Source organism: Vreelandella sedimenti (assembly GCF_013416325.1).
Classification (GTDB): domain Bacteria; phylum Pseudomonadota; class Gammaproteobacteria; order Pseudomonadales; family Halomonadaceae; genus Vreelandella; species Vreelandella sedimenti.
In genome coordinates, this window is record NZ_JACCGK010000001.1 from 64,043 (window position 1) to 88,683 (window position 24,641).

Annotated in this window: 20 protein-coding genes; 13 read left to right on the forward strand and 7 right to left on the reverse strand. The window is 56.1% G+C overall.

From position 1 onward, the window contains the following. Positions 1 to 3 precede the first annotated feature (3 nt). On the reverse strand, positions 4 to 486 hold the full coding sequence (locus tag HZU72_RS00270) for an MSMEG_0572/Sll0783 family nitrogen starvation response protein (protein WP_180089504.1): 483 nt from the start codon (positions 484 to 486) through the stop codon (positions 4 to 6). 359 nt (positions 487 to 845) lie between these two features. Between HZU72_RS00270 and HZU72_RS00275 the strand changes: the two genes are divergently transcribed. Next, complete coding sequence (locus HZU72_RS00275) at positions 846 to 2,243, forward strand: aminotransferase-like domain-containing protein (RefSeq protein ID WP_180089506.1); 1,398 nt, start codon at positions 846 to 848, stop codon at positions 2,241 to 2,243. A 63-nt stretch (positions 2,244 to 2,306) separates the two neighbouring features. On the opposite strand, the gene HZU72_RS00280 is transcribed toward HZU72_RS00275, so the two are convergent. Further along, entirely contained in the window at positions 2,307 to 3,245 is a 939-nt protein-coding gene (locus HZU72_RS00280; RefSeq protein WP_180089508.1) for a carbon-nitrogen hydrolase family protein, read from the reverse strand. A 97-nt stretch (positions 3,246 to 3,342) separates the two neighbouring features. Between HZU72_RS00280 and HZU72_RS00285 the strand changes: the two genes are divergently transcribed. Both HZU72_RS00285 and HZU72_RS00290 read left to right on the forward strand, forming a co-directional pair. Further along, the gene (locus HZU72_RS00285) at positions 3,343 to 4,248 is read left to right on the forward strand and encodes a LysR family transcriptional regulator (RefSeq protein ID WP_180089510.1); all 906 of its coding nucleotides are present in this window, start codon (positions 3,343 to 3,345) and stop codon (positions 4,246 to 4,248) included. Positions 4,249 to 4,446: 198 nt separating this feature from the next. Then, positions 4,447 to 5,091 carry a hypothetical protein gene (locus HZU72_RS00290; RefSeq protein WP_180089512.1) on the forward strand — a complete coding sequence of 215 codons (645 nt, stop codon included), beginning with the start codon at positions 4,447 to 4,449 and terminating at the stop codon, positions 5,089 to 5,091. Here HZU72_RS00290 and HZU72_RS00295 read toward each other — a convergent pair. Continuing rightward, on the reverse strand, positions 5,088 to 5,261 hold the full coding sequence (locus HZU72_RS00295; protein ID WP_235975846.1) for a hypothetical protein: 174 nt from the start codon (positions 5,259 to 5,261) through the stop codon (positions 5,088 to 5,090). The genes HZU72_RS00290 and HZU72_RS00295 overlap by 4 nt on opposite strands. A gap of 234 nt (positions 5,262 to 5,495) precedes the next feature. Here HZU72_RS00295 and HZU72_RS00300 point away from each other — a divergent pair, with 234 nt between their 5' ends. Then, positions 5,496 to 6,770 carry an O-acetylhomoserine aminocarboxypropyltransferase/cysteine synthase family protein gene (locus tag HZU72_RS00300; RefSeq protein WP_180089514.1) on the forward strand — a complete coding sequence of 425 codons (1,275 nt, stop codon included), beginning with the start codon at positions 5,496 to 5,498 and terminating at the stop codon, positions 6,768 to 6,770. 57 nt (positions 6,771 to 6,827) lie between these two features. Here the strand turns inward: HZU72_RS00300 and speB are convergent, their stop codons facing one another. Continuing rightward, a complete protein-coding gene (gene speB, locus HZU72_RS00305) occupies positions 6,828 to 7,730 on the reverse strand; it encodes an agmatinase (protein WP_180090117.1) in 903 nt (300 codons plus the stop codon). Between the two features lie 173 nt (positions 7,731 to 7,903). Here speB and HZU72_RS00310 point away from each other — a divergent pair, with 173 nt between their 5' ends. The 3 genes from HZU72_RS00310 (at position 7,904) to HZU72_RS00320 (ending at position 12,062) form a co-directional block, all read left to right on the forward strand. Beyond that, complete coding sequence (locus HZU72_RS00310) at positions 7,904 to 8,827, forward strand: LysR family transcriptional regulator (protein WP_180089516.1); 924 nt, start codon at positions 7,904 to 7,906, stop codon at positions 8,825 to 8,827. Positions 8,828 to 9,031: 204 nt separating this feature from the next. Further along, the gene (locus HZU72_RS00315) at positions 9,032 to 10,603 is read left to right on the forward strand and encodes a Re/Si-specific NAD(P)(+) transhydrogenase subunit alpha (RefSeq protein ID WP_180089518.1); all 1,572 of its coding nucleotides are present in this window, start codon (positions 9,032 to 9,034) and stop codon (positions 10,601 to 10,603) included. A 16-nt stretch (positions 10,604 to 10,619) separates the two neighbouring features. Then, the gene (locus HZU72_RS00320) at positions 10,620 to 12,062 is read left to right on the forward strand and encodes an NAD(P)(+) transhydrogenase (Re/Si-specific) subunit beta (protein WP_180089520.1); all 1,443 of its coding nucleotides are present in this window, start codon (positions 10,620 to 10,622) and stop codon (positions 12,060 to 12,062) included. Between the two features lie 236 nt (positions 12,063 to 12,298). Here HZU72_RS00320 and HZU72_RS00325 read toward each other — a convergent pair whose 3' ends face one another. Beyond that, positions 12,299 to 13,801, reverse strand: coding sequence for a sensor histidine kinase (locus tag HZU72_RS00325; RefSeq protein WP_180089522.1), 1,503 nt, complete (start codon positions 13,799 to 13,801; stop codon positions 12,299 to 12,301). After that, positions 13,798 to 14,523 (reverse strand): winged helix-turn-helix domain-containing protein, encoded by a 726-nt coding sequence (locus HZU72_RS00330; protein WP_180089524.1) that lies wholly within the window; start codon positions 14,521 to 14,523, stop codon positions 13,798 to 13,800. Before HZU72_RS00330 ends, HZU72_RS00325 begins: the two co-directional genes overlap by 4 nt. 175 nt (positions 14,524 to 14,698) lie before the next feature. Here HZU72_RS00330 and HZU72_RS00335 point away from each other — a divergent pair, with 175 nt between their 5' ends. The 6 genes from HZU72_RS00335 to katG all read left to right on the forward strand — a co-directional run bounded on the left by HZU72_RS00335 (position 14,699) and on the right by katG (position 22,471). Next, on the forward strand, positions 14,699 to 15,325 hold the full coding sequence (locus tag HZU72_RS00335) for a hypothetical protein (protein WP_180089526.1): 627 nt from the start codon (positions 14,699 to 14,701) through the stop codon (positions 15,323 to 15,325). Between the two features lie 65 nt (positions 15,326 to 15,390). Continuing rightward, positions 15,391 to 16,272 (forward strand): cytochrome b/b6 domain-containing protein, encoded by an 882-nt coding sequence (locus HZU72_RS00340; protein ID WP_180089528.1) that lies wholly within the window; start codon positions 15,391 to 15,393, stop codon positions 16,270 to 16,272. Then, positions 16,265 to 17,065, forward strand: coding sequence for a molybdopterin-binding protein (locus HZU72_RS00345; RefSeq protein WP_180089530.1), 801 nt, complete (start codon positions 16,265 to 16,267; stop codon positions 17,063 to 17,065). The genes HZU72_RS00340 and HZU72_RS00345 overlap by 8 nt, the downstream gene beginning before the upstream one ends. 180 nt (positions 17,066 to 17,245) lie before the next feature. Then, positions 17,246 to 19,012: an ABC transporter transmembrane domain-containing protein gene (locus HZU72_RS00350; RefSeq protein ID WP_180089532.1), complete on the forward strand. Its 1,767-nt coding sequence runs from the start codon at positions 17,246 to 17,248 to the stop codon at positions 19,010 to 19,012. 28 nt (positions 19,013 to 19,040) lie between these two features. Then, positions 19,041 to 20,045, forward strand: a complete 1,005-nt coding sequence (locus HZU72_RS00355; RefSeq protein ID WP_180089534.1) for an aldo/keto reductase — start codon at positions 19,041 to 19,043, stop codon at positions 20,043 to 20,045. A 272-nt stretch (positions 20,046 to 20,317) separates the two neighbouring features. After that, on the forward strand, positions 20,318 to 22,471 hold the full coding sequence (katG, locus tag HZU72_RS00360; RefSeq protein WP_180089536.1) for a catalase/peroxidase HPI: 2,154 nt from the start codon (positions 20,318 to 20,320) through the stop codon (positions 22,469 to 22,471). A 118-nt stretch (positions 22,472 to 22,589) separates the two neighbouring features. Here the strand turns inward: katG and htc1 are convergent, their stop codons facing one another. Continuing rightward, complete coding sequence (gene htc1 / locus HZU72_RS00365; protein ID WP_180089538.1) at positions 22,590 to 24,575, reverse strand: methyl-accepting chemotaxis protein Htc1; 1,986 nt, start codon at positions 24,573 to 24,575, stop codon at positions 22,590 to 22,592. Positions 24,576 to 24,641 lie beyond the last annotated feature (66 nt).

A 24,641-nucleotide genomic window follows, 5' to 3' on the forward strand; every position in this document is an offset into this window, starting at 1 on the left:
CCCTTAGACCGTCCAGGTATCGATGATCAGTGCATCGTCGCGCACGTGAAGCAGCTTGAGATCAAGCACATCTAATGGATTGATAGGGCGAATACCCTCAATGAGTGACGGTTCGCCATGACCATAGAGTGCTTGAAGAGCAAAGCGGCAGGCGTAGACCTTGCCCCCCTCGGCCATAAACTTGGTCAACTGATTGTTGAAGTTCATGTGGCCGGGGAACGCTTCATCACCCAGGGTGGGGAAGCCCCGCTGTACGCCCAAAGTGACCCCGGGGCCATACAGTAAGATGGATGTTTCAAAGCCTTTACGCAGCAAGCGCGTTGCTTGCAGCATATTCACGAAGCCGATCGACCCCTCAAAGGCAACCGTATGAAAAGTTACCAGGGCTTTTTCGCCTGGTTTCGCTTTTACGTCTTCAAAAACCTTCTCTTCGTAGTCGACCAGAAAATCGCCTTTCTTGTTGAGTGGTTGCGTCACTGTAGGCATGTCTAAGCTCCGTTTATTGCGAGTGGGAGAGTCGTTAACCGCCGTGCTTACACAAGCGGTACGATCAATACGGAGCAATCGACGTGCCAATTGATATGCTTATTGATCCAATCAATTGTCGATCATGTAGATCGCTCTAAGCCTAAAAATTGACTAAATTTTTTATGATAAAAAATCAAAAAAAGCTAATATTTCAAAAAAACTGTATTTTTCACCTATTTTGTGCACTATAAGTGTGTTTTGCACCATTAAGTACATATGCAATCAATTTTTTATTTGTGCAATCTTTAGCCCATCAGTGGTAAGTTTTGGGCGATAAGAAGGGTAGGTGACAATGTTTATTTAACGACGGGGAAGATATGCATACATCTGAGCTGGAACGCTGGCGAAAACGTTTAGATAAGGAGGTCAGCCAGCCAGCTTATCGTCTGGTCGCTGAATTGATTGCTGAAGATGTCGGTAGTGGTCGGCTGCAGCCCCGCGAGCGACTGCCCCCGCTGAGAGAGCTGGCGAGGGCTTTGAGTATCAATTACACGACGGCGGCGCGTGCCTATAACGAAGCTAAGCAGCGTGGCTTGATTGACTCGCATCCGGGCTCGGGCACTTTTATTAAAGGTAAGGCAGTGTCAGTGAAGCCGAGCAGTGGTTATGAGATGACCATGAACCTAATGATTGAGCCCGCGATACCGACTTTGATTGAACGCGTACGCGATAGCGCTATCTCGGTGTTGGCCCAGCGTGATCTTTACTCACTACTGCGTTATCAAACCTTTGGCGGCAGCCACCATGACCGTGTGGCTGCGCTCCAATGGCTGGATCGACGGCTGGACAACACGACGCTGGAACAGGTCTTGATATGCCCCGGTATTCACAGCGGCCTGGTTGGGCTGCTGATGCAGTTGGTAGCCCCTGGACAGCTAATCTGTGTCGAAAGCCTGGTCTACCCCGGCCTAAAGGCTATTGCGGCCCAGCTCGGGCTGACCCTGCATTCATTGGAGCGTGACTCCGATGGCCCGCTTGTTCGCTCCTTCGAGGATATCTGTAAGCAGGGTCAAGTGGCCGTTTTGTACATTAATCCCACCATCCAAAACCCCACGACGACGACTATTCCCTTGGGGCGTCGTGAAGCTTTGGCTGATGTTGCCTTGCGCTATAGCATCCCGATTATTGAAGATGATGCTTACACCATGCTCAGCGAAGAAAAGATCGTCCCTATTGCTAACTTGGCCCCTGAGCTCACTTACTATCTGACGGGAACTGCCAAGTGTTTCGGTCCCGGTTTGCGATCAGGATTCCTACACGCCCCCACCAAGCGACAGGCGCAGAGAACCGCTGGCGCGCTTCGAGCCACCTCGGTGATGTCCAGCCCGCTGATTGATGCCCTGATCACCGAGTGGATAACCGATGGGACGGCGGATGCCATGCTTAAAGCGATCCGTATCGAGGCCATTGCCCGTCTTGAGATAGCTGAGAAGATTCTGGGACGTCAGCGCATCGTGTCTGCCAAAGGTGCTTTCCACCTATGGCTTAAGCTGCCCAAGCACTCTGGCTGGAACCCTTCAGAGCTGGCGGTGCAATTACGTTCACATGGCGTTAGTGCGGTTGCCAGCGCTGCTTTTAGCACCGACAACCATCCGCCTGAAGCCTTGCGCTTGTGCTTCGGAGGTCAACTCACCCGAGACGGATGGGAAGAGAGGCTGCACTACGTAGCGGATATCATCGACCAGCCAGCTTATCTTTCATCTCTTACAATGTAATCCTGGCCCAACGGGGTTCGTGACGGTTTGGTCTTGGTTAGCCAGACAAAGAGCAAAAGTAGGTTACTGTCCATTATCTCCGTTGATAAAACGGACACCCCGCTTTGGTCGCTCATCGACGGTTAGCTCGAATACATCAGGACGGGAGTAGTGTCCGACCACATCAAAGTCATAGCGTGCCTGAACGAGCTGGGCGGTATCTACCTTCGCTGTTAGTAAACCTGACTGTTCGCGCATCGGCCCTGCAAGCACGTCTCCTAATGGGCCAACAATCAGGCTGCCGCCGCGAATCAGCGGGCGGTTGTTTTCCCAATCGGGCACTTCAATGCCAAGCTCGGCGGGAGAGGGTTGAATCTGGCAGGCGCTGACGACGAAACAACGCCCTTCATGGGCGATATGGCGCATGGATGCCTGCCAGACATCGCGTTCATCCACCGTGGGAGCGCACCAAATTTCAACCCCCTTTGCGTACATGGCGGTACGCAGTAGCGGCATATGGTTTTCCCAGCAGATAGCAGCACCTACAGTCCCCGCCTGGGTATCCACAGTGGTTAGGGTGGAGCCATCGCCTTGGGCCCAAATTAACCGTTCTGTGCCGGTTGGCATCAGCTTCCGGTGCTTGCCGATAAGGCCTTGTTCAGGGTCCAAGAACAGCGCCGAGCAGTAAAGCGAGCTGCCGTCACGCTCGATAACGCCGACCACGAGGGTTGCCCCGGTGCGTGCAGAGAGGCCAGTAAGGGCTTCTGTCTCAGGGCCGGGAACATCAATAGCGTTGGCAAAGTAAGCAGCGAAGGCATCACGGCCTTCGGGCAACCGATAGCCAAGCCGAGTACCGAAGATCTCCCCCTTGGGATAGCCGCCGAGAACGGCTTCTGGCAGCACCACCAGGGTAGTGCCAGCTTCAATAATCGCGGCTTCATAGGAGAGGATAAGGTCGAGTGTAGCGGCTTTGCCAGAGGGGAGTGAGCCAATTTGGAGTGCGGCAACGGTCGTTTGCGTCATGCTGGATACCTTTGGAATAAACGCGTGAGAAGTTAATGACAAAGAAATGCTATAAGCTGTAACGATATTAATGAAGATAGATGCGTTTCTATTTGTTATGAATAAAATTGATATCGCCAAAACTGACCTAAACCTACTCAAGGTGTTTGAAGCGCTTTATGAAGAGGGCAGCGCGAGCCGCGCAGCAACGAGGCTGGCGTTGACACAATCCGCGGTGAGTGCAGCACTGAAACGTTTGAGAGACGTTTACGGTGACCCGCTGTTTCAGCGTACCGGACGCGGGCTGGCGCCGACGTTGCTAGCTCACCAATTGAAACCCGCGGTGTCAGAGGCGCTGAACAAAATACGCCAAAGCCTTGCCATGGTGTCGCCCTCAGAGCGAAGTTTTGAGGGGCGTTCGGTGACAATAGGCCTTTCCGACGACTTTGAAATCGCCATTGGGTCACGTCTGATTGAGCGTGTGGCGTACACATTGCCAGGCTTGCGCTTGGTATTCCGACAGACTCACAGCCAGATGGTCGCTGATGCGCTGGCAGGACGTCGCTTGGATTTGGCGATTAGCTCCGGAGGATTGGCAAGAAGTGGATTGAGCCGATGTCTACTCGGCGAGGCGAGCTACGCTTGTGTAGTGGATCCTGAGCGCTGGGTGACAGCAGCGCTTGATATCGAAGGCTTCGTTTCCGCTGAACATATTCTTGTGTCATCTGGCGGCTTTGTGGGTATCGTCGATGAAGCATTGGCAGAGCGGGGGATGTCGCGCCGTGTCGTGGCTGCCACAACGCATTTTGCAGCTCTGCCGTACTTACTGAAAGGTACGTCAGCCATCGCAACCATACCATCGCACGCTGCTGCTATCGCCGCACTCACCGGTTTGCAAGTGTTACCTTCTCCGCTGGCATTGCGCACTTTTCCTATTGAAATGGGGTGGCGAACCGCTGATGGAAACGATGCGGTAATACAGGCAATACGGCCGTTGGTAGAGGAGTGTTTTAGTTCCACTTAGCCAATGTGATTGGCGCTCGGTATGGCGCTTTTGTGTGAACACGGCTACTCAACAGGCAGTTGATCTGATCCGCCTTTTTAGCAGCTTTCTGAGCCTATACAGATGAGCAGTGTGCAGGCATAGTCACAATGTTAGTTTGAAAACTAACAAATATTCCGCTTGATCAGGTGCGTTTCCATTTAAAAGGTGTCGATTAATATGTTGATATATATTGTCTTTTTGATGATCTTTGTGGGCGTGACCGCTGCTCTGTATCAGGTGTATGAAATTCATTACAATATCAACGTCGGTAATGATAAGAAGTTGTCGAAGGCCGATAAAAGCCGCTTAAAGGTGCTTTCTGACCAAGCTAAAACCGCCCAGCAAAACCATGCATGGGCAGATTTCGATCAAGTGGCGGCCAATGCCTTGGGCCCTGAATTCAATCGGGATATCGCCTTGGTAGCGTTTTCTGAAGGGGAAGCAGGCAACTATGCAATCCCTTTGCTGCGGCGTAAAAGGAGATTGAGTTTTAACGGCGATCCAGATGGGGCGGAGAGAAGCCACATAAAAGTACGCCATTTACCGTTTTGGAAAACAACGCTGCCACATATCAATATACGAGCAGCGTTGATTACCCTGGTGATTGTTAATTGTTTCATGGTTCAGCTATTAGCCGCCATGACTATCTACATGATTAGCTATCCGATATCGACGCCTTTGCTGGCCTGGCTTAACGAACCCCTGAGCGTCATGCTGGTTATTTATGCATTTATCTTTATGTCACTGCTTGTTTCAAAGTTTGATAGGTATATGCACGACCTTTATCAACTTGGAAAGTTGTTTAAGAAAAAGGCTGTTTAGGCATCGGTGCAGCGCGCAATCTCATTAGCCAGCTGTTCCAGTAGCGCATCGTAAAGGCCAGCATCCAGCGTTAGACCCACACACAATGAATCCATGACTCCGATATAAGCCGACGTATCCCCAAACACGTTATTGACCATCTGCGGATTGAACTGGGGTTCACTGAACACGCTGATCGGTGCGGTAAGGCCCTCGTCGAGTCAGGTGACCATTGCCTCGCAGCAACTGTGTGCCCCAGCACCTGGATCCCAGCCTGCCCATGACGCGGTGGCGCGCAGTGAGTGGAATTGGTGAGTGTGTTTGGTCTTACCTGGTAGATCGGAGGGCGAACGATTGTTGGCCTTCCCCGCAGCGCTTGTTTAGGATCAATAGCGAACCTTAATAACAAAATAGCGAGCCGTCTCATGAAGCCAGAAACCATTGCTCTTCACCATGGCTATTCCCCGGATTCACAAAACGCCGTGGCGGTGCCGATTCATCAAACCACGTCGTTTTCATTCGATAACGCGCAGCACGCGGCGGATCTGTTTGACCTGAAAGTCGAAGGAAACATTTACTCACGCATCATGAACCCGACCTGTGCCGTGTTGGAGCAGCGGGTAGCCGCACTGGAAGGCGGTATCGCCGGGCTAGCGGTGGCATCGGGAATGGCGGCGATCACCTATGCGATCCAGACCATTGCCGAAGCGGGCGATAACATTGTCTCGATCAGCGAGCTGTATGGCGGTACTTACAATCTGTTTGCCCACACCTTGCCGCGCCAAGGCATTCAGGTGCGTTTTGCCGATAAAGACGATATGGATGGCATCGAAGCGCTGATCGATGAGCGTACCAAAGCGGTTTTCTGTGAAAGCATTGGTAACCCCTCGGGTGGAGTGGTTGACCTAACAAAGCTCGCCGAGGTGGCGCATCGTTATGGGGTGCCGGTGATTGTCGATAACACCACGGCGACGCCGTTCTTATGTCGGCCGATTGAGCACGGGGCGGATATTGTCGTCCACTCGGCGACTAAATATATCGGCGGTCACGGCACCACGGTGGGCGGTGTGATTGTTGATTCGGGCACCTTTCCCTGGGCTAAACATGCCAGTCGTTTTCCGCTGCTCAATGAGCCTGATGTCTCCTATCATGGTGTGAGCTATACCCGCGATGTGGGCGATGCGGCCTTTATTGCCCGCGCCCGGGTGGTGCCGCTACGCAATATGGGGGCGGCGCTCTCTGCCCAAGCAGCCTGGAACCTGCTTCAGGGGTTGGAAACATTGTCACTGAGGATCGAGCGTATCTGTGTCAATGCCTTAGCGGTTGCCAAGCATCTGGAAAGCCATCCGTTGGTCACCTGGGTGCATTATGCTGGCTTGGAAAACCATCCGGATCATGCGTTGGCCCAACATTATATGAACGGCCATGCTTCGGGGATTCTTAGTTTTGGTATTGAAGGTGGGCAGGCCGCTGGTGAGCGCTTCTACGATGCACTGGCGCTGATTCTTCGCTTGGTTAATATCGGCGATGCCAAAAGCTGCTCTTCCATTCCCGCCTCTACCACGCACCGCCAACTCAACGAGAAGGAGCTAAAAGCCGCTGGTGTCACGCCGGATATGGTGCGGCTGTCGCTCGGAATCGAGCATATCGACGATCTGCTGGCGGACATTGATCAAGCGCTAGCGGCCTCTCAAAGATAGTCTGTTCCGTGCCCGTCATCTCAATACCATAAGCCAAGAGATGGCGGAGGCTAACCATCAAACGCCCTTAGATGCCGCCAGGGTATACAAAAACTCAAGCCCCAGCGTCGCGGCGGCAAGCGAGGTGATGTCGCCGTGATCGTAGGCGGGGTTCACTTCCACCACGTCCATACCGACCAGCTCCATGCCTACCATACCGCGAATTACTTTCAGCATCAGGTCGGTGGACATGCCGCCGCATACCGGTGTGCCGGTGCCTGGGGCGTAGGCGGGGTCGAGGCCGTCAATATCCAAGGTAACGTAGGCCGGGTGATAACCCACGCGGGCACGGATGCGCTCAAGCACGGCCGCAGCTCCGTGTTCATTGACCCAGTCCGCATCCAACACCTCGTAAGGGTGGTTGTGGCGGTCATAGCTGGTGCGAATGCCAATTTGCAGCGAGTGCTCAGGCACCACCAAGCCTTCTTTTAAAGCGTGGTGAAAAATAGTGCCGTGGTCAAAGCGCGTGCCTTGCTCGTAGGTGTCTGTGTGGGCGTCAAAATGGATCAGCGCCAGCGGGCCGTGTTCCCGGGCGTGGGCGCGCAGCAGCGGCAGGCTGATGTAGTGGTCACCGCCCAGAGTTAGCATCTTTTTGCCCGCGCTTAACCAACGGTTGGCGTGAGTTTCCAGATTATCGACCAGACTTTCGGGCTCACCATAGGCGTAATCAACGTTGCCTGCATCGCACACCTTGAGGCGCTCTTCCAAGGTGAAGTTCCAGGGCCAACGCTTGCCTTCCCAGATCAGGTTAGCGGTACTTTGTCGAATAGCATTCGGCCCCATGCGGGTGCCTGACCGGCCCGAGCAGGCCAAATCAAAAGGAACGCCACTCACCACAACGTCGGCGTCGGTTGCCTTGGGATCCGTTGCTTTTGCTACGCCCATAAAGGTAGAAATCACATCTCCATAAAGACTGGGCATGGTTTGTGCAGACATAGCTTGTGGGTGGGTCACCGGTGTGATTCTCCTTGAGTGCTGGATTATCGCTGATAGTCGCTGGTGGGCGAATGAGAGGCAGACAATAAGCAATTTCTAGTAATAAATTAAATGAATGTTTAGAATTTAATCATTCGTAACATGAATGATGAGAAACTATGCGCTCGCTACGCCATTTCGACCTGAACTTGCTGCTGGTATTTGAGGCGCTGATGCGCGAGCGTCACGTCACTCGCGCGGCAGAAACGTTGCATTTAAGCCAACCCGCCTTGAGCCATGCCTTAAAACGGCTGCGTGAATCGCTGGATGATCCGCTGCTAGTGCGCACCGAAAACGGTATGCAGCCGACATCCCGGGCACTTGAGCTGCTGCCCGTGGTGCAACAGGCGCTAGCGATGCTACGCCAAGGTCTTGCGCCCCCCGCGATGTTTACGCCTGCCAACAGCACGCGACGCTTTACGCTCGCCACCACGGATTACTTTGAAGAGGTCATGTACCCGCTCTTTTTAAGCCAGCTGTTGGTCTATGCACCGGGCATTAGCTTTTCCATTGAGCTGATTACCCCAGATGTGCTGAGTGAGGGGCTGGAACAGCGCCAAATCGATATGGTGGTAGGGCTGGATAGCCAAAGCGCGCTGCCAAGCGGTGTGATTCAGACGCCTTGGATGGATGAGGAACTGGTCTGCCTGGCTGCTACCCATAATGATCGCGTGGGCGATGTGCTAAGTATTGGTCAGTTTTCTGATGCGCTCCATGTGGAGCTGGCGGATATTAGCGGCCTGCGCCCCAGTAATATCGATAGTTGTCTTGTTCAACACGGCTTAACCCGCCGGGTCATCTCTAAAAACCTCAACTATATCGCCGCGGCGCGGGTGGTGGCGCTGACGGAAGCGATCATGACGCTCCCACGTCAAATGGCTGAACGGTTCGTTGCTATGCTGCCGGTGCGTTTGGTGGAGCCGCCTAAAGAGCTACCGACGCTGAAAACGACGCTGATTCAGCATGGGCTGTACGCCAATGACCCTGCTAACACATGGCTCTATCAGTCACTTACTGAGTTTGCTAACGAATTTAGACGTTGAGAGAGCGATCATGCACACTGTTCAATGTGCTGCTAGTCAATGTAGTAATTAAACAACCCTGTTGTATCAAAGGTTGAATAGTATCTGGCAGCCACCCCGTTAGATCCTAGACTGCTATTAAGGCGTTATCACGGACGCCGTTAAAGGTGCAGGCCCATTGAGCAACTGCGGCACTGCAATAAGGTTAAGCAAGGGAGAACAAGAGTGAAAATAGGCGCACCGAAAGAGAGTGCCCGGGGGGAAGCGCGCGTCGCGCTGACCCCTGAGAGCGCTAAACAGATCCAGAAGCTGGGCCATGAGTGCCTGATAGAAACCGGCGCTGGCTTAGCGGCGGGCTTTAATGACGACACTTATCGTGATGCGGGCGTTACCGTCGTGGCCAGTGCCGATGCGCTCTGGAACGACGCTGAGATTGTCATTAAAGTCCGCGAGCCCTCTGATGAAGAGGCCGAGCGGCTGCGGGAAGGCCAAACCTTGATTGCCTTCTTCTGGCCGGCGCAAAACGAAGCGCTGCTGGAAAAGTGCAAGGCCCAGGGCGCCACCGTTATTGCTATGGATATGGTGCCGCGGATTTCACGAGCGCAGAAGATGGACGCGCTCTCCTCCATGGCCAATATCGCCGGCTACCGGGCGGTGATCGAGGCGGGCAACAACTTTGGCCGCTTCTTTACCGGCCAGGTAACGGCAGCAGGTAAAGTGCCCCCAGCCAAGGTGTTGGTCATTGGGGCAGGTGTGGCCGGTTTGGCGGCGATCGGCACGGCCACCAGCCTGGGCGCCGTAGTTCGCGCCTTTGACGTGCGCCCCGAGGTCTCTGAACAAATCGAATCCATGGGCGCGGAGTTTCTGTTCCTCGATTTCGAAGATAGCCAGGACGGTTCCGAAAGCGGTGGCTACGCCTCTCCCTCAAGCCCGGAGTTCCGCGAAAAGCAGCTTGAGTGTTTCCGCGAGCAGGCGGCCGATGTGGACATCGTGATTACCACCGCGCTGATTCCTGGCCGTCCCGCGCCCAAGCTGTGGCTGGAAGATATGGTTGCAGCGATGAAGCCGGGTTCGGTGGTGATCGACTTAGCAGCCGAGAAGGGCGGCAATTGCGATCTCACTAAGCCAGACGAGCGGGTGGTGTCGGATAATGGCGTAGTGGTGGTCGGTTACACCGATTTCCCCTCGCGCATGGCCACACAGGCATCGCTGCTTTATGCCACCAATATTCGCCATATGCTGACCGATCTAACCCCCGAAAAAGAGGGCGTGATCAATCATAATATGGAAGATGATGTGATTCGTGGCGCGACGGTGACGCATAAGGGCGAAATAACTTTCCCGCCACCGCCGCCCAAAGTCAAAGCGATTGCTGCCGCTAAGCCGAAGAAGAAAGAGAAGGCGCCCACGCCAGAGGAGAAAAAAGCCTCTGACCTGGCCACCTTCAAAGCGCAAACCAAACGCCAAGTGGGTTTATTGGCCGTCGGTGGTGCGCTGATGCTGCTATTGGGGCAAGTGGCACCGGTGTCGTTTATGCAGCACTTTATTGTCTTTGTGTTGGCCTGCTTTATCGGCTTCCAGGTGATCTGGAACGTAAGTCACTCGCTGCATACACCGCTTATGGCGGTGACCAACGCAATCTCGGGCATCATTATTTTGGGGGCGATTCTGCAGATTGGCTCCGGCAGCGCCGTAGTGGGCGTGCTGGCGGCGATCTCGGTGCTTATCGCATCCATCAATATCGTGGGTGGCTTCCTGGTGACACGCCGGATGCTGGCCATGTTCCAAAAATCCTAAGCGGCGGAGAGACGATATGTTAGGTCAAGGATTCGTATCTGCCGCGGCGATCGCGGCAAGCGTACTGTTTATTCTGTCGCTAGGCGGCTTGAGTAACCAAGAGAAAGCCAAGCGGGCCGTGTGGTACGGCATCGTGGGTATGGGGTTGGCAGTGTTGTTTACCGCCCTAGGGCCGGGTATTGGCGGCTACTGGTGGTTAATCCCAATGATGGTGATTGGTGCAGGTGTCGGCGTCTATGTGGCGGGCAAGGTCGAGATGACCGAAATGCCTCAGTTAGTGGCTGCGCTGCACAGTTTTGTCGGCTTGGCCGCGGTGTTTGTCGCCTGGAGCGCAGATTTAGAGCGCCGCCGGGTGCTGGCGGCACAAGCGGCCGATGGCGTTATGCAGGAGTTTTCTGCGTTTGCCGCGCTGGTCGCCACTAAGGCGCCTGACGAGCTCACCTTTCTGCAGATTGAAGTAGTATTCGCTATCTTTATCGGTGCAGTGACCTTCACTGGTTCGGTGGTGGCGTTCGGCAAGCTGGCCGGTAAAGTCGACGGTAAACCACGCCAACTGCCCGGCGGCCATTTGCTCAACGCCGGAGCGGCGGTGCTGTCACTGCTATTGGCGATTTTGTACCTCAACGGGGCAGGCTTCTGGACGCTGCTAGTGCTCGCAGCGCTGGCGTTCTTTATTGGCTACCATCTGATTATGGGTATTGGCGGGGCCGATATGCCGGTGGTGGTCTCCATGCTTAACAGCTACTCCGGCTGGGCGGCGGCGGCGGTCGGCTTTACGCTCTCCAACGACCTGCTGATTGTCACCGGTGCGCTGGTGGGCTCCTCCGGTGCGATTCTTTCTTACATTATGTGTAAGGCGATGAACCGCAACTTCGTCAATGTGATCCTAGGCGGCTTTGGCGGCAGCCAAGGCCCAGCGGCGGAGATCGAAGGCGAGCAGGTGGCAATTGACGCCGGCGGCGTAGCGAGTGCCCTGAACGATGCCGATAGCGTGATTATCGTGCCGGGCTACGGCATGGCTGTGGCCCAGGCGCAAACCGCAGTGAGCGATTTGGTGCGTAAACTGCGTACAGCGGGCAAGACTGTGCGCTTCGGTATTCACCCGGTCGCGGGCCGCTTGCCAGGGCATATGAACGTTCTGCTGGCAGAAGCCAAGGTGCCTTACGATATCGTGCTGGAAATGGATGAAATCAACGACGATTTTGCCACCACCGACGTGGTGATCGTGATTGGCTCCAACGACATCGTGAACCCTGCGGCCGAGGAAGACCCCAATAGCCCCATCGCTGGCATGCCGGTATTGAAGGTATGGGAAGCCAAGCAGGTGTTTGTCAGCAAACGCGGCCAGGGCACCGGCTACTCCGGTATCGAAAACCCGCTGTTCTTCAAAGAGAACACACGGATGTTTTATGGCGATGCCCGGGATAGCCTGAATACACTGCTGCCGTTGATTGATTAGGCCTTTATAACTTTTAGCTACCCATGCAACTTAGCTATCCATGCAAATTAGCTAGACGCTAGGTTACTAAGAGCCATTAAGTACTGAGCCCGCGAGCAATCGCGGGCTTTTTAGTTGTGCGCCTGACAGGCTAAGTCCTGCGCGACTGCCCATGGGGCGATGTCGATCAGTTCGGCGTCCATGTCGCGTTACTCCAGTGTATTGACCGCATAGCGGGCGAGCCGGATGCCAACTCGTCAGCTTGGGTGAATCGATCTCTCATCGAGTATCGTCCTCGGCAGCGTGAACCAGATACAGGTGCCTTTTCCCGGTTTGCTCTCGATGACGAGTTGGGACTCGTGGCGCTTCAGCACTTCGGAGACGATAGCGAGCCCCAGCCCGGTGCCTTCACCACGCTCACGTCCAACCGTGGTGCGATAGAAGCGCTGTGAGATGAGGGGGATTTCTTTTTCGGGGATGCCGACACCGGTATCTCTGACCCCGATCTTGAGCCGGGCATCGTCGAACTCGAGAATTCGGATCGAGACCGTGCCGCCGGTGTTGGTGGCGGTGATGGCATTGTCGACCATATTGGTCAGCGCGTGATCGATCAGTTCGATGTCGGCGGAGACCTCGGCTATCGCCGCCTGGTTCTCCACACGAAGCTCAATGCCTTTCTCCAGCGCGCGAGGGTGGAATTTACCTAGAATGTCGTTGGCCAATTCGGCGAAGGAGAACGTGCTTGGGCATAGCGGTCGGCCAGCGATATTGGCGCGTGACATTTGAGAGAGCTGGTCGGCCAACTGGGCCAGTCGCTCCACGTTGGCGCGAATGGCGTCCAGGCCGCTGCGTGTTTCATCGTCGAGAGGCCTGCGATCCAACTGCTTGGCGTAGCCCAACAGGGAGGTCATCGGCGTGCGGAATTCGTGGGACAGGTTGGCGATGAGTTCCCGACGCTGGCGGTCGGTATCGTGCAGCGCCTCGACCTGGGCTTCGATGGTGGCCGCCATGTCGTTGAAGGCACGCCCGACCCGGCCGATTTCGTCGTCGATCGACTCGGGACTGCGCTGCCGGTAATCGCCCTCGGCAAAGTGTTGGACGGTGCGGGTCAGCCGGGAAAAGCGTCGCGTCAGAAAAGCGAAGAGGGCCAGCCCCACCGCCAGCGTCAATGCCAACGCCACGCAACCTGCGATGAGCAGCGTGCGCGAGATGCTGCTCGTCTGCCAGATGTTGGCCATCGAGACGTCTGTGTTCGCCTCCAGTTGCACCATCAGATAGCCCGATTGCTGCTGCGGGCCGTAGGTGATCGGGGCAACCGAAAAAACGCCCTCGTCGCCCCGGCAGGGCATGTCTGCGTAGACCGGCAGCATGGGCATGTCGGAAAGCAGTTCGTCGATAGCACCCCGGTCGATCCGGCGGCCTAGTCCACAGCGGTCGGGGCCGTAAGCGCCAACCACCGTGCCGTCGGTGTCGAGCGCGTAGAGCGAGAGCGCCGGATTGATGGTCATGACCTGCTCTACGGCCGCTCGAGTCGAGGGGGCGTCGACGCCGTCGTCGAGCGAATCCTGCAGTACGCGGGTCAGGTGATGGGCCATGTCGATCTCATTGCGCTGCAGCCATTCGCGTCCCAACTGGTTGAACTGATCGACCGCCACCAGCGTGGTCGTGGTGGAGAGTGCGATCATGCTCACCAGATAGACGAACACGATGCGCGCGAACAGGCTGCGGTAGGTTCTGCGCAGCGATTGGCCGAGGCTCATGGGGCGTTCTCGTCGGAGGCTGATGCCGGGGCGACGGCGGCGTCGGTGAACCGGTAACCGGTACCCCATACGGTGAGAATGTACTCGGGCCGCGCCGGGTCTGGCTCTATCTTGCTGCGCAACCGATTGATGTGCGTATTGACGGTGTGATCAAAGCCGTCGAATTCCGGGCCCCATACGGCATCGAGCAACTCGCTGCGGGAAAATCCCTTACCAGGGTGGCGGGCAAAGAACACCAGTAGGGCGAACTCCCGGGTCGTGAGTTGAATCATGTTTCCGTCGAATTTGACGCTGTAACCGTCGATGTCGATCTCCAGCGCCTTTATCTTCATAAGCGTCGACGACGTACGCTCCTCCATCGCCTTTCGACGACGCAGAAGCGCTTGGATTCTCGCCAATAGGATGTCGGTGTCGAATGGCTTGGTGATGTAGTCGTCGGCACCGATTTCCAGACCGACGACCACGTCCCGCGTTCCGGCGAGCGCCGTCAGCATGATGATCGGAATGGTGGCGTCGTGAGAGCGAATGTCTCGACACACGGCGAGACCGTCGATGCCCGGTAGCATCAGATCAAGAACGACGAGCGAGGCATTCTGCCATCGATGCAAGGCTTCTTCCCCGGTCGAAACCCAGGTCGGCTGATGGCCCGCCTGTACGAGAATGCTCGTTAATAGCCGACCGATATCGGGATCGTCCTCGACGCAAAGTATCGGGCACGACATATCGGTTCTCCTCTAAGTGAGCTGTGAATCCTAGCCCAGTGTACCTCGTCAATCATCACGGAGACGTTATCACCGAACGTTATGATTCCGTGATGATTGAGCTGAATTTCCTGTTTATCTTGGGCAAGCCGTGTCGGACCGGACACGGTTTGCCTAGATAAATCAGGAGAGAATCATGACCCGCACGACACCCAAATATCTACTCGCCTTGAGTGCTGTACTGCTGAGCGGCGGCCTTGCCTTCACCACGCTCGCCAGTGCCCAGACCGACAATATGTCCCAGGACTCGATGAGTCAGGACGGCATGAGCCACGATGATGGCATGAGCCACGACGACGGCATGAGCCACGATGATGGCATGAGCCACGACGACGGCATGAGCCACGATGATGGCATGAGCCACGACGATGGCATGAGCCACGATGATGGCATGAGCCACGACGACGGCATGAGCCACGATGATGGCATGAGCCACGACGACGGCATGAGCCACGATGATGGCATGAGCCACGACGATGGCATGAGCCACGATGATGGCATGAGCCACGACGACGGCATGAGCCACGATGATGGCATGAGCCACGACGACGGCATGAGCCACGATGATGGCATGAGCCACGACGATGGCATGAGCCACGATGATGGCATGAGCCACGACGACGGCATGAGCCACGATGATGGCATGAGCCACGACGACGGCATGAGCCACGATGATGGCATGAGCCACGACGATGGCATGAGCCACGACGATAGCATGAGCCATGACGAAATGAGCAGCGACTCCATGGAGCATGCCAACTAAAAGTTGCGGTCCGGCAACCAGGCGCTGTCTGGTTTGCCGGACGCCTTCGTTTCGAGGTCAATATCATGTCTGAGTCTGTCAAAGCTACGATCGATAGTGACTCGACCGGTAATGTGCCCGGTGCGCCGGCCACACGAGTGATCAAACGACATACGTTGGCGACTCGTCTGTGGCATTGGACGAATCTCGTTTGCCTGATCGTGTTGCTGATGAGCGGTTTGCAGATATTCAATGCACACCCCGCGCTTTATTGGGGGGAGCAATCCGATTTCGCCAACCCTTTCATCGCGATCCATGCGCGCACCGCCGAAGATGGCGAGCGCATGGGCGTGGTTCGCATCGCTGGGCAGGCATTCGACACCACCGGTGTACTGGGGCTCTCCGATGACAACGGCCAACTGCGCGAACGGGCCTTCCCCCGCTGGGCGACGTTGCCGGGGGACAAGTGGTTGACGATGGGGCGCAACTGGCATTTTCTGGCTGCGTGGATCTTCGTGCCGCTGGTTGTCGCGTATCTGCTCTATACCCTGCTGGTGCCGCAACGACGACGGGCGCTGTTTCCAACGTGGGTGCAGTTGAAGAACATTCCGCGGACGCTACTTGATCATGCGCGGCTGCGTTTTCATCACGAAGCTGACTACAACGGTATCCAGAAGCTGACCTATCTTCTGGTGCTGTTTGGGTTGCTGCCAGTAATGATTCTGTCGGGGCTGACCATGGCGCCCAGTGTCAACGCCGCCTGGCCGTGGCTCACCGAACTTTTCGGCGGACGACAGAGTGCTCGCACCTTTCATTTTCTCTGTGCAACGGCCCTCATTGGCTTTTTCGTCGTGCACATCGCGCTGGTGCTGGTATCCGGCGTTTTCAACAACCTGCGCTCGATGGTAAGCGGTCGCTACCGTATCCAGGTAGAAGCGCATGACGGATCGGAGCCGAAGCATGACTGACTCAAACACCAGACTCTCGACATCACCAGAGCCTGACCGCGCTCGACGGCGACTACTGGGTGGCCTGTGCGCGTTGGGGGCTGGCACCTTCCTCACCGGTTGCGATCGACTGTCGGAAAGCGCACCCGTGCGCGCGACGCTGAGTAACGTCGAGCAACTCTCTTACAAGGCCCAGCGTCTGATCGCCTCGCGCCAGGCACTCGCCAAGGAGTTCGACGAGAGTCAGATCGCGCCGGTGTTTCGTCCCAATGGCACCACCAACCCGCAGGAGGATTACTATCGTGCCTGGGTCGAGAATGGATTCGCCGACTGGCGTCTGACCATCGACGGGCTGGTCGAAGAGCCGATGACGCTGTCGTTGCCGGCGCTTCGGGAGATGGCTTCACGAACCCAGATCACTCGTCACGATTGTGTCGAGGGTTGGAGCTGTATCGGGCAGTGGACCGGCGTTCCTCTGGCGGATCTGCTTGATCGGGTGCGTCCGGCAGATACCGCGCGCTTCGTGGTTTTTCACTGTGCAGATCACACCTACGGTGGGTCGGATCTGTATTACGAGAGCCTCGACATGATCGAGGCGTATCATCCGCAGACGCTGCTTGCCTACGATCTCAACGGCGAACCGCTACCGGTGGCCAACGGGGCGCCGATCCGTCTGCGCGCCGAGCGTCAGTTGGGTTACAAACAGGCCAAGTACGTGATGCGCGTCGAACTAGTGGAAAGCTTCAAACAGCTCCACGGCGGCAAGGGAGGATATTGGGAGGATAGGGGCTATGACTGGTGGGCGGGCATCTAGGCGATGACCGCCGAGCGCGTGAGGGCTTCACTTTCGGCTCGTCGTACAATCTTTAACATGCTATCTGTTGCCTGAGGTTCCGATACTTCCGCTCGACGGCCGGGCCGACTAGATTCTGTGCAGGGCACTGCTACTCCTGCTATGGTCGAATACCCCCTTATGTGTTGAGCAATCGCAACTATGAATCAGCGCCCCAATCCCCGAGTACTGCTGCGTTTGTTGGGTCTACTGCGCCCCTACCGCACGCGGTTGGCTCTGGCTGGCCTAGCGCTACTCATGGCATCGGGAAGCGTGCTACTGCTGGGGAATGGGCTGCGCTTAATCATCGACCGCGGTTTTCTGGACGCGGATGCGCAGGCGCTAGCGCAAACACTGGCCCTGATGCTGGTGGTAGTGGCCGTGCTGGCATTTGCCTCCGCACTGCGCTACTACCAAGTGACCTGGATTGGCGAGCGCTTGGCTGCCGACCTTCGCCAGCGAGTGTTTGATCATTTACTCACTTTAGAACCCAGCTTTTTCGAGAGCGCAAGCGACGGCCGCGCCGCGGGGGAAATTGCCTCACGGCTGACGGCGGACACCAGCGTACTGCAGAGCCTGTTTGGCTCCTCGGTATCGCTGGCGCTACGTAATCTGGTCATGCTGGTGGGCGCCGTGGTGCTAATGCTGGTCACCCAACCGTGGCTCTCGGCGATGGTGCTGATTGGCATCCCCGCCACTCTGCTGCCCATCATGTGGTACGGCCGCCGGGTGCGGCGGCTTTCGCGCACCAGTCAGGATCGCGTGGCCGAACTAGGTCGCTATGCTGAGGAGGCGCTGAGCGGTATTAAAACGCTCCAGGCATTTACCCACGAGGCGGTGGATAAAAGCCACTATGGCCAGCGAGTTGAACAGGCCTTTGGCAGCGCCGTAGAGCGCACCCAGCAGCGCGCCTGGTTAACCGGTGTCGCCATGCTGGTGGTGTTTACCGCGGTTGGCTTAATGCTCTGGCAGGGCGGTCAGGCGGTGCTAAACGGAACCATGAGTGCGGGCGAGCTATCGGCGTTTATCTTTTACGCCGTGCTGGCAGCAGGGGCCATTGCCACCCTGGCCGAGGTGGCAGGGGATGTACAGCGTGCGGCAGGAGCGGCGGAGCGCTTATTGGAGCTGCTCAATACCCAGCCCGCTATCCAGTCGCCCGCAAATCCGCAGAGCCTGCCAAGCCCTTCGCGAGGTGAGATTACACTGGAGAATGTCACGTTTACCTACCCCGGCCGGGAAACCCCAGCGCTTGAAGGGTTTGATCTGCATATTAAACCGGGAGAACGAGTGGCTGTGGTGGGGCCTTCGGGGGCGGGTAAAAGCACGCTCTTGGCGCTGCTGCTGCGCTTTTATGACCCTCACCAGGGGCGTATCAGACTCGATGGTGTCGATGTTCGCACCATAGACCTCGCTGACTTGCGCGATGTCATGGGGTTAGTGGCGCAGGAACCGGTGCTGTTTAGCGGCTCGGTGGCTGAGAATCTTCGCTATGGTGATCCTGAGGCTGATATCGATAGATTACGCATTGCCGCTCAGGATGCCAGCGCCCTCGACTTTATCGATGCGCTTCCCCAAGGTTTTGACACGCCCCTAGGCCCCGGTGGTGTGCAGCTCTCCGGAGGCCAGCGTCAGCGGCTCGCTATTGCTCGGGCGCTGCTTAAAAATCCTGCGGTACTGCTGTTAGATGAAGCCACCAGCGCCTTGGATGCGGAGAGTGAGCGGCTGGTGCAGCAGGCGCTGGATCGACTGATGGTGGGACGCACCAGCATCGTGATCGCCCACCGGCTGGCTACCGTCATCGCCGCTGACCGCTTGCTGGTGCTTGATGGTGGGAAACTGGTAGCGGCGGGCACTCACGCGGAATTGCTCACCACCAGCGCGCTCTATCGTCATTTAGCCGCGTTGCAGTTTGGTGGTGAAACGTTATAAAACGATTCTTTTAAAGATGGGGATACCGATGTCGAGCTTCTTTCAGCGCCTTAATGCCGTAAATGCCCCTTCGATTGGTCTGGGCTGTATGAACCTCTCCCACGGTTACGGCAGCATCGTGCCGGAAAGCGCAGCCCTACGGGCGCTGGATGAGGCCTTTGATATGGGCTATCGCCACTTCGATACCGCCACGCTGTATGGCGCCACGGCCAATGAGAAGGTGGTCGGGCGCGCCTTGGAGGGCAAGCGGGACCAGCTATTTCTGGCCAGTAAATGCGGCATGGCGATGGACCCTGAGTCAGGCATGCGGGTGATTGATGGCCGCCCGGAAAACCTGCGCAAGCAGTGCGAAGCAAGCCTTGCGCGCCTGCGTACCGACCATTTGGATCTCTACTACCTGCATCGCTTGGATCGCCAAGTCCCCATTGAAGAGAGCGTGGGCGCGCTGGGGCGCTTGGTGGAAGAAGGCAAAATTGGTGGCGTGGGGTTATCGGAAGTCTCTGCGCTAACGTTGCGCCGCGCGGTCGCTGAGTACCCTATCGCCGCAGTGCAGTCGGAATACTCGCTGTGGACGCGCAACCTGGAAATCGCCCTAATTGACGCGTGCCGCGAAGTGGGAGCTGCCCTGGTGGCGTTTAGCCCGTTGGGAAGAGGCTTCTTAACCGGTGCCATTCAGGATCCAGCGCGCCTAGAGGAGGGCGATATGCGCCGTAACATGCCGCGCTTCAGCGCCGACAACTACCCGCATAATCTAAAACTATTTGAACATCTTGCGTCGCTGGCGCGGGCCTTAAACGTCACGCCGGGGCAGCTGGCACTGGCGTGGCTGAAGGCCAAAGGTGGCGATATTATCCCCATTCCCGGCACTCGCTCCGCTGACCACATGCGCGAAAATTTAGCCGCGGAAACGCTGCACCTTGATGTCACCACAATGCAGCAGTTGGATGCCATGATGACGCCAGAGCAGGTCGCAGGGGCTCGCTACAGCGAGGCGCAGCAAGCGGATATCGACACCGAAGAGTTCACCCGTTAGCAGTGTTAAGCAGCGGGTATAAACAGCAGTGATGGATAAAAACTATTAGAGTAGTCACAAAAAGCAAATTGTGCCTATGAGGGATCTGCTTTAAAACAGTACCAAGTGAGTGAAGCTTCCTTTACTGCGCTACGAGCAGAGCGTTAGTACTATCGTAAGCGTTAGGGGGCTCACCGACAGTCGACTTGGTAGCCGCTCTTTTCAACATACCCAAGACGAACGCAACCAAGACAAAAGCAGTTAAGACACACTGAAGTTAGAGGGAGAGAGCTATGAGTGGTAAATGTCCTGTAATGCATGGTGGTAATACCTCCACAGGCACGTCTAACAAAGACTGGTGGCCGGAAGGGATTAATCTAGATATCTTGCACCAGCATGACCGCAAAACGAACCCGATGGATGCTGATTTTGACTATCGGGAAGAGGTCAGAAAGCTCGATTTTGACGCGCTGAAGCAAGACGTTCACACGCTGATGACAGATAGCCAATCCTGGTGGCCTGCCGATTGGGGCCATTACGGTGGCCTAATGATCCGTATGGCGTGGCACTCTGCGGGTACTTATCGTCTGGCCGACGGCCGCGGTGGCGGCGGTACCGGTAGTCAGCGTTTTGCACCACTCAACTCCTGGCCGGATAACGTTAGCCTTGATAAAGCGCGCCGTCTGCTGTGGCCGATCAAGAAAAAGTATGGCAACAAGATCAGCTGGGCCGACCTGATGATTCTAGCCGGTACTGTTGCCTACGAATCAATGGGACTGCCTGCCTACGGCTTCTCGTTTGGTCGCGAGGATATCTGGCACCCGGAAAAAGATATCTACTGGGGCGATGAGAAAGAGTGGCTGGCACCTTCCGACGAGCGCTACGCGGACGTTGAAAAGCCGGAAACCATGGAAAATCCGCTAGCTGCGGTTCAGATGGGTCTTATTTACGTTAACCCTGAAGGTGTTAATGGTGTGCCCGACCCGCTGAAGACCGGCCAGCAGATACGCGAAACCTTCGCTCGTATGGCGATGAACGACGAAGAGACCGCAGCGCTTACCGCTGGTGGCCACACTGTGGGTAAGTGTCACGGTAACGGTGACGCGGCAGCACTGAGTGCTGAGCCCGAAGCGTCGGACGTTGAAAATCAGGGTTTGGGCTGGGGCAACCCCACGATGGATGGCAAAGCGAGTAATGCCGTGACATCTGGCATTGAAGGCGCCTGGACAACCAATCCAACGCAGTTCGACATGGGCTATTTCGATCTGCTGTTCGGCTACGAGTGGGAACTGCGCAAGAGCCCCGCAGGCGCTCACCAGTGGGAGCCGGTAAACATTAAGGAAGAGGACAAGCCGGTTGACGCCAGCGACCCCTCTATCCGTCACAATCCGATCATGACCGATGCGGATATGGCCATGAAGATGGATCCGACCTACCGTGCCATTTGTGAAAAATTCATGGCGGATCCGGAGTACTTCAAGCAAACGTTCGCTAAAGCATGGTTCAAACTGACCCACCGTGACCTAGGTCCGAAATCGCGCTACATCGGCCCGGAAGTGCCCGCTGAAGACCTAATCTGGCAGGATCCTATTCCGGCTGGTAGTACTGACTACAGCGAAGAAGTCGTTAAGCAGAAAATCGTCGAGGCCGGCCTGAGCATCAGTGACATGGTCAGCACCGCTTGGGACAGCGCCCGCACTTACCGGGGTTCTGACATGCGTGGCGGTGCCAACGGTGCACGCATTCGCTTGGCGCCTCAGAAGGATTGGGAGGGCAATGAGCCTGAGCGTCTCGCCAGCGTATTAGCAGTGTACGAGAAGATTGCCGCTGGCACCGGCGCTAGCCTTGCCGACGTGATTGTTCTGGCCGGTAGTGTAGCCATTGAACAAGCCGCCAAAGCTGCAGGTTATGATGTTCGCGTACCTTTCCTGAAAGGGCGTGGCGATGCTTCTGCCGAGATGACCGACGGCGAATCGTTTGAGCCGCTAGAGCCGCTGGCTGACGGTTTCCGTAATTGGCAGAAGAAAGACTATGTAGTGAAGCCGGAAGAGCTTTTGCTGGATCGAGCTCAGCTGATGGGACTGACAGGGCCGGAAATGGTCGTGTTACTTGGCGGTATGCGTGTACTCGGCACCAACTATGGCGGCACCAAGCATGGCGTGTTCACCGACCGTGAAGGCCAACTGACCAACGACTTCTTCGTCAACCTGACCGACATGGGCAACACTTGGAAGCCGGTGGGCAAAAATGCCTATGAGATACGCGACCGTCAAACGGACGCTGTTAAGTGGACGGCTACCCGCGTTGACCTGGTGTTCGGCTCTAACTCGCTGCTGCGCTCCTACGCGGAAGTCTACGCCCAGGACGATAACGACGAGAAGTTTGTTAAAGACTTCGTCGCCGCCTGGACGAAAGTGATGAACGCGGATCGCTTTGACGTCGCGTAAGGACTAAGCGCTTTAGTTCTTGTAAGTAAGCCTGCATCTTCGGATGCAGGCTTTTTTCTTAGGCGCTCACTAAAAAGCACCCTAGCGGGTGCCTTTTAGCCTTATTAATGATGAGACATTAGAACTCTTCCCACTCCGCTACTTCATGCTTTTGCTGAGTGGCCTGGGGAGGGCGGCTAGGCGCTTGAGGTAGTCCAGTGGCTGTCCGTGCTTTATGTGCTTCCGTATAGGGTAGCGCAGAGTTCTCAGCGCCGCCTTCACTGAGCACAAACTCGCTCATCAGTTGATCCAGCCGTCGCGCATTGTCGCGCATATTGGTGGCAAGGTTAGCGCTCTGACTGACCATGGCAGCATTCTGCTGAGTCATCATATCCATTTCTGCCACTGCGGTATTGACCTGCTGGATGCCCGCGGTTTGTTCCCGGGCGCCAGCGGCAATCTCGGCAATCACATCCGACACCTGAGTAACACTGTGGCGAATCTCCTTCATACGATCAGCCGCCGCCTTGACGATATCACCGCCTTCTTTTGAATGACTCACGGACATATCAATCAGTGCACGAATATCATGTGCCGCAGATGCCGAGCGACTGGCGAGTGTGCGGACTTCGCTCGCTACAACAGCAAAACCACGGCCCTGCTCGCCGGCGCGGGCAGCCTCCACCGATGCGTTGAGTGCCAATATATTGGTTTGAAATGCAATTGAGTCAATCAAGCCAATAATGTCGCTTATTTTATTGGCCGAATCACTGATCGCGGCCATCTTGGCTTCCATTTGATTCATCGAATCGGTGCCGCGCTCTGAGGCACTGGCGGCTTCTAGCGCGAGGCTATTCGCCTGTTCAGAGGCCTGGGAGGTATGCGCTACCGTGGAGTGAATTTGCTCCATTGAGGCAGACGTTTCCTGGAGATTAGCCGCCGCTTGTTCGGTACGCGATGAAAGCTCATGAGTACCATCCGCCATATCGCTGGCATCGGATAATACCGTGCGAGCGTTTTGGCGCACTTCCTGAAGGGTAGACTGCATACGCTCGACAAAGGCATTAAAGCCGTGGGCGAGGTCGCCAATTTCATCCTGGCTTTTGGCTTCTAAACGGCGCGTTAAATCACCTTTTCCTTTGGCAATATCAGCCATGGCACTGGCGGTATGCTTGATGGGGGCAAGTGAGCGCCGCGCCGCATAGGCAACCACCACTAACAGCAATGCTAATAGCAGTCCTCCCGCCAGCAGCAGCGACTGCAGCAGGCTGTTAGTCACGGTCGTAAAGGCGGTGATGGGTACGGTGACCCCTACCACCCAGGAAGTGCCTTCCACCGGGCTCCACATGAGCACGGTCTGCTCACCGCTGGGTATGGTTATTTCACCGGAGCCCGCCGTGCCGCTGAGTATTTGCTGACTCAATGCATCCAGGCCTTGGTAGCCCTGCTGGTCGGCATCGGTGTAATTGAGCGACATGCGATACTCTTCAACCGGATGAGCAATGACTTGCCCTTGGCTGTCGATTAGCCAGCCGTAGCTGCCATCGCCAACATTAATATCAGAGGTAATATCAGATACGGCGGCCATGGAAACGGTCATGCCCAGCAGTCCCGCTCGATTGCCACGTTCATCGAATACAGTATCAGCGACAATAGCCGTTGGCAGGCCGCTAACCATGGAGATAACCGGATCGCTTAGCAGACTATCCTGGGTGCCGTCAGTCACTAAGGTTTTGAAATAAGGACGTTCGGCTATCTCCAAGTTGACGCCTGCGTGAGTTAGGGTCGCTCCGGAGGCGTCAGCAAAGAACAGTGACTCGATGGTGCCCCCCGGCGGGTAACGCTTTTCAAGCCAATCGCGGTGAGACGCAAGCGGCACGTCTTCCACCAAACGCTCATCCTGAGCAAGTACTGAGATCCAATTACGGTACCCAGTAATCCAGCGGCTGATTTCATCTGCCCGTGCTTCTACCTGCCGCTTACCGGCATTATCAATTAACGCAGGAATGGCCTGATTAAGCTGTTGATTGACGACAAAGCCTAAAATAACGGCTACCACTAAGAGAGGTATAGCGACAGCGACCAGCAGTTTCTGCGTCAGTGAAAGACGAGAAATTTTTTTCATTTGTTGCCTCGATATGTTGGCCAGAAGCAGAGCACGAGGATGTTGATGAGTGCCATGCTTTGACTG

What these genes read in the sequence shown, in the direction of transcription:
- HZU72_RS00270 (WP_180089504.1), bottom strand. Translation starts at nt 486, where the DNA reads ATGCCTACAGTGACGCAACCACTCAACAAGAAAGGCGATTTTCTGGTC.
- HZU72_RS00275 (WP_180089506.1), top strand. Translation starts at nt 846, where the DNA reads ATGCATACATCTGAGCTGGAACGCTGGCGAAAACGTTTAGATAAGGAG.
- HZU72_RS00280 (WP_180089508.1), bottom strand. Translation starts at nt 3,245, where the DNA reads ATGACGCAAACGACCGTTGCCGCACTCCAAATTGGCTCACTCCCCTCT.
- HZU72_RS00285 (WP_180089510.1), top strand. Translation starts at nt 3,343, where the DNA reads ATGAATAAAATTGATATCGCCAAAACTGACCTAAACCTACTCAAGGTG.
- HZU72_RS00290 (WP_180089512.1), top strand. Translation starts at nt 4,447, where the DNA reads ATGTTGATATATATTGTCTTTTTGATGATCTTTGTGGGCGTGACCGCT.
- HZU72_RS00300 (WP_180089514.1), top strand. Translation starts at nt 5,496, where the DNA reads ATGAAGCCAGAAACCATTGCTCTTCACCATGGCTATTCCCCGGATTCA.
- speB (WP_180090117.1), bottom strand. Translation starts at nt 7,730, where the DNA reads ATGCCCAGTCTTTATGGAGATGTGATTTCTACCTTTATGGGCGTAGCA.
- HZU72_RS00310 (WP_180089516.1), top strand. Translation starts at nt 7,904, where the DNA reads ATGCGCTCGCTACGCCATTTCGACCTGAACTTGCTGCTGGTATTTGAG.
- HZU72_RS00320 (WP_180089520.1), top strand. Translation starts at nt 10,620, where the DNA reads ATGTTAGGTCAAGGATTCGTATCTGCCGCGGCGATCGCGGCAAGCGTA.
- HZU72_RS00325 (WP_180089522.1), bottom strand. Translation starts at nt 13,801, where the DNA reads ATGAGCCTCGGCCAATCGCTGCGCAGAACCTACCGCAGCCTGTTCGCG.
- HZU72_RS00330 (WP_180089524.1), bottom strand. Translation starts at nt 14,523, where the DNA reads ATGTCGTGCCCGATACTTTGCGTCGAGGACGATCCCGATATCGGTCGG.
- HZU72_RS00335 (WP_180089526.1), top strand. Translation starts at nt 14,699, where the DNA reads ATGACCCGCACGACACCCAAATATCTACTCGCCTTGAGTGCTGTACTG.
- HZU72_RS00340 (WP_180089528.1), top strand. Translation starts at nt 15,391, where the DNA reads ATGTCTGAGTCTGTCAAAGCTACGATCGATAGTGACTCGACCGGTAAT.
- HZU72_RS00345 (WP_180089530.1), top strand. Translation starts at nt 16,265, where the DNA reads ATGACTGACTCAAACACCAGACTCTCGACATCACCAGAGCCTGACCGC.
- HZU72_RS00350 (WP_180089532.1), top strand. Translation starts at nt 17,246, where the DNA reads ATGAATCAGCGCCCCAATCCCCGAGTACTGCTGCGTTTGTTGGGTCTA.
- HZU72_RS00355 (WP_180089534.1), top strand. Translation starts at nt 19,041, where the DNA reads ATGTCGAGCTTCTTTCAGCGCCTTAATGCCGTAAATGCCCCTTCGATT.
- katG (WP_180089536.1), top strand. Translation starts at nt 20,318, where the DNA reads ATGAGTGGTAAATGTCCTGTAATGCATGGTGGTAATACCTCCACAGGC.
- htc1 (WP_180089538.1), bottom strand. Translation starts at nt 24,575, where the DNA reads ATGAAAAAAATTTCTCGTCTTTCACTGACGCAGAAACTGCTGGTCGCT.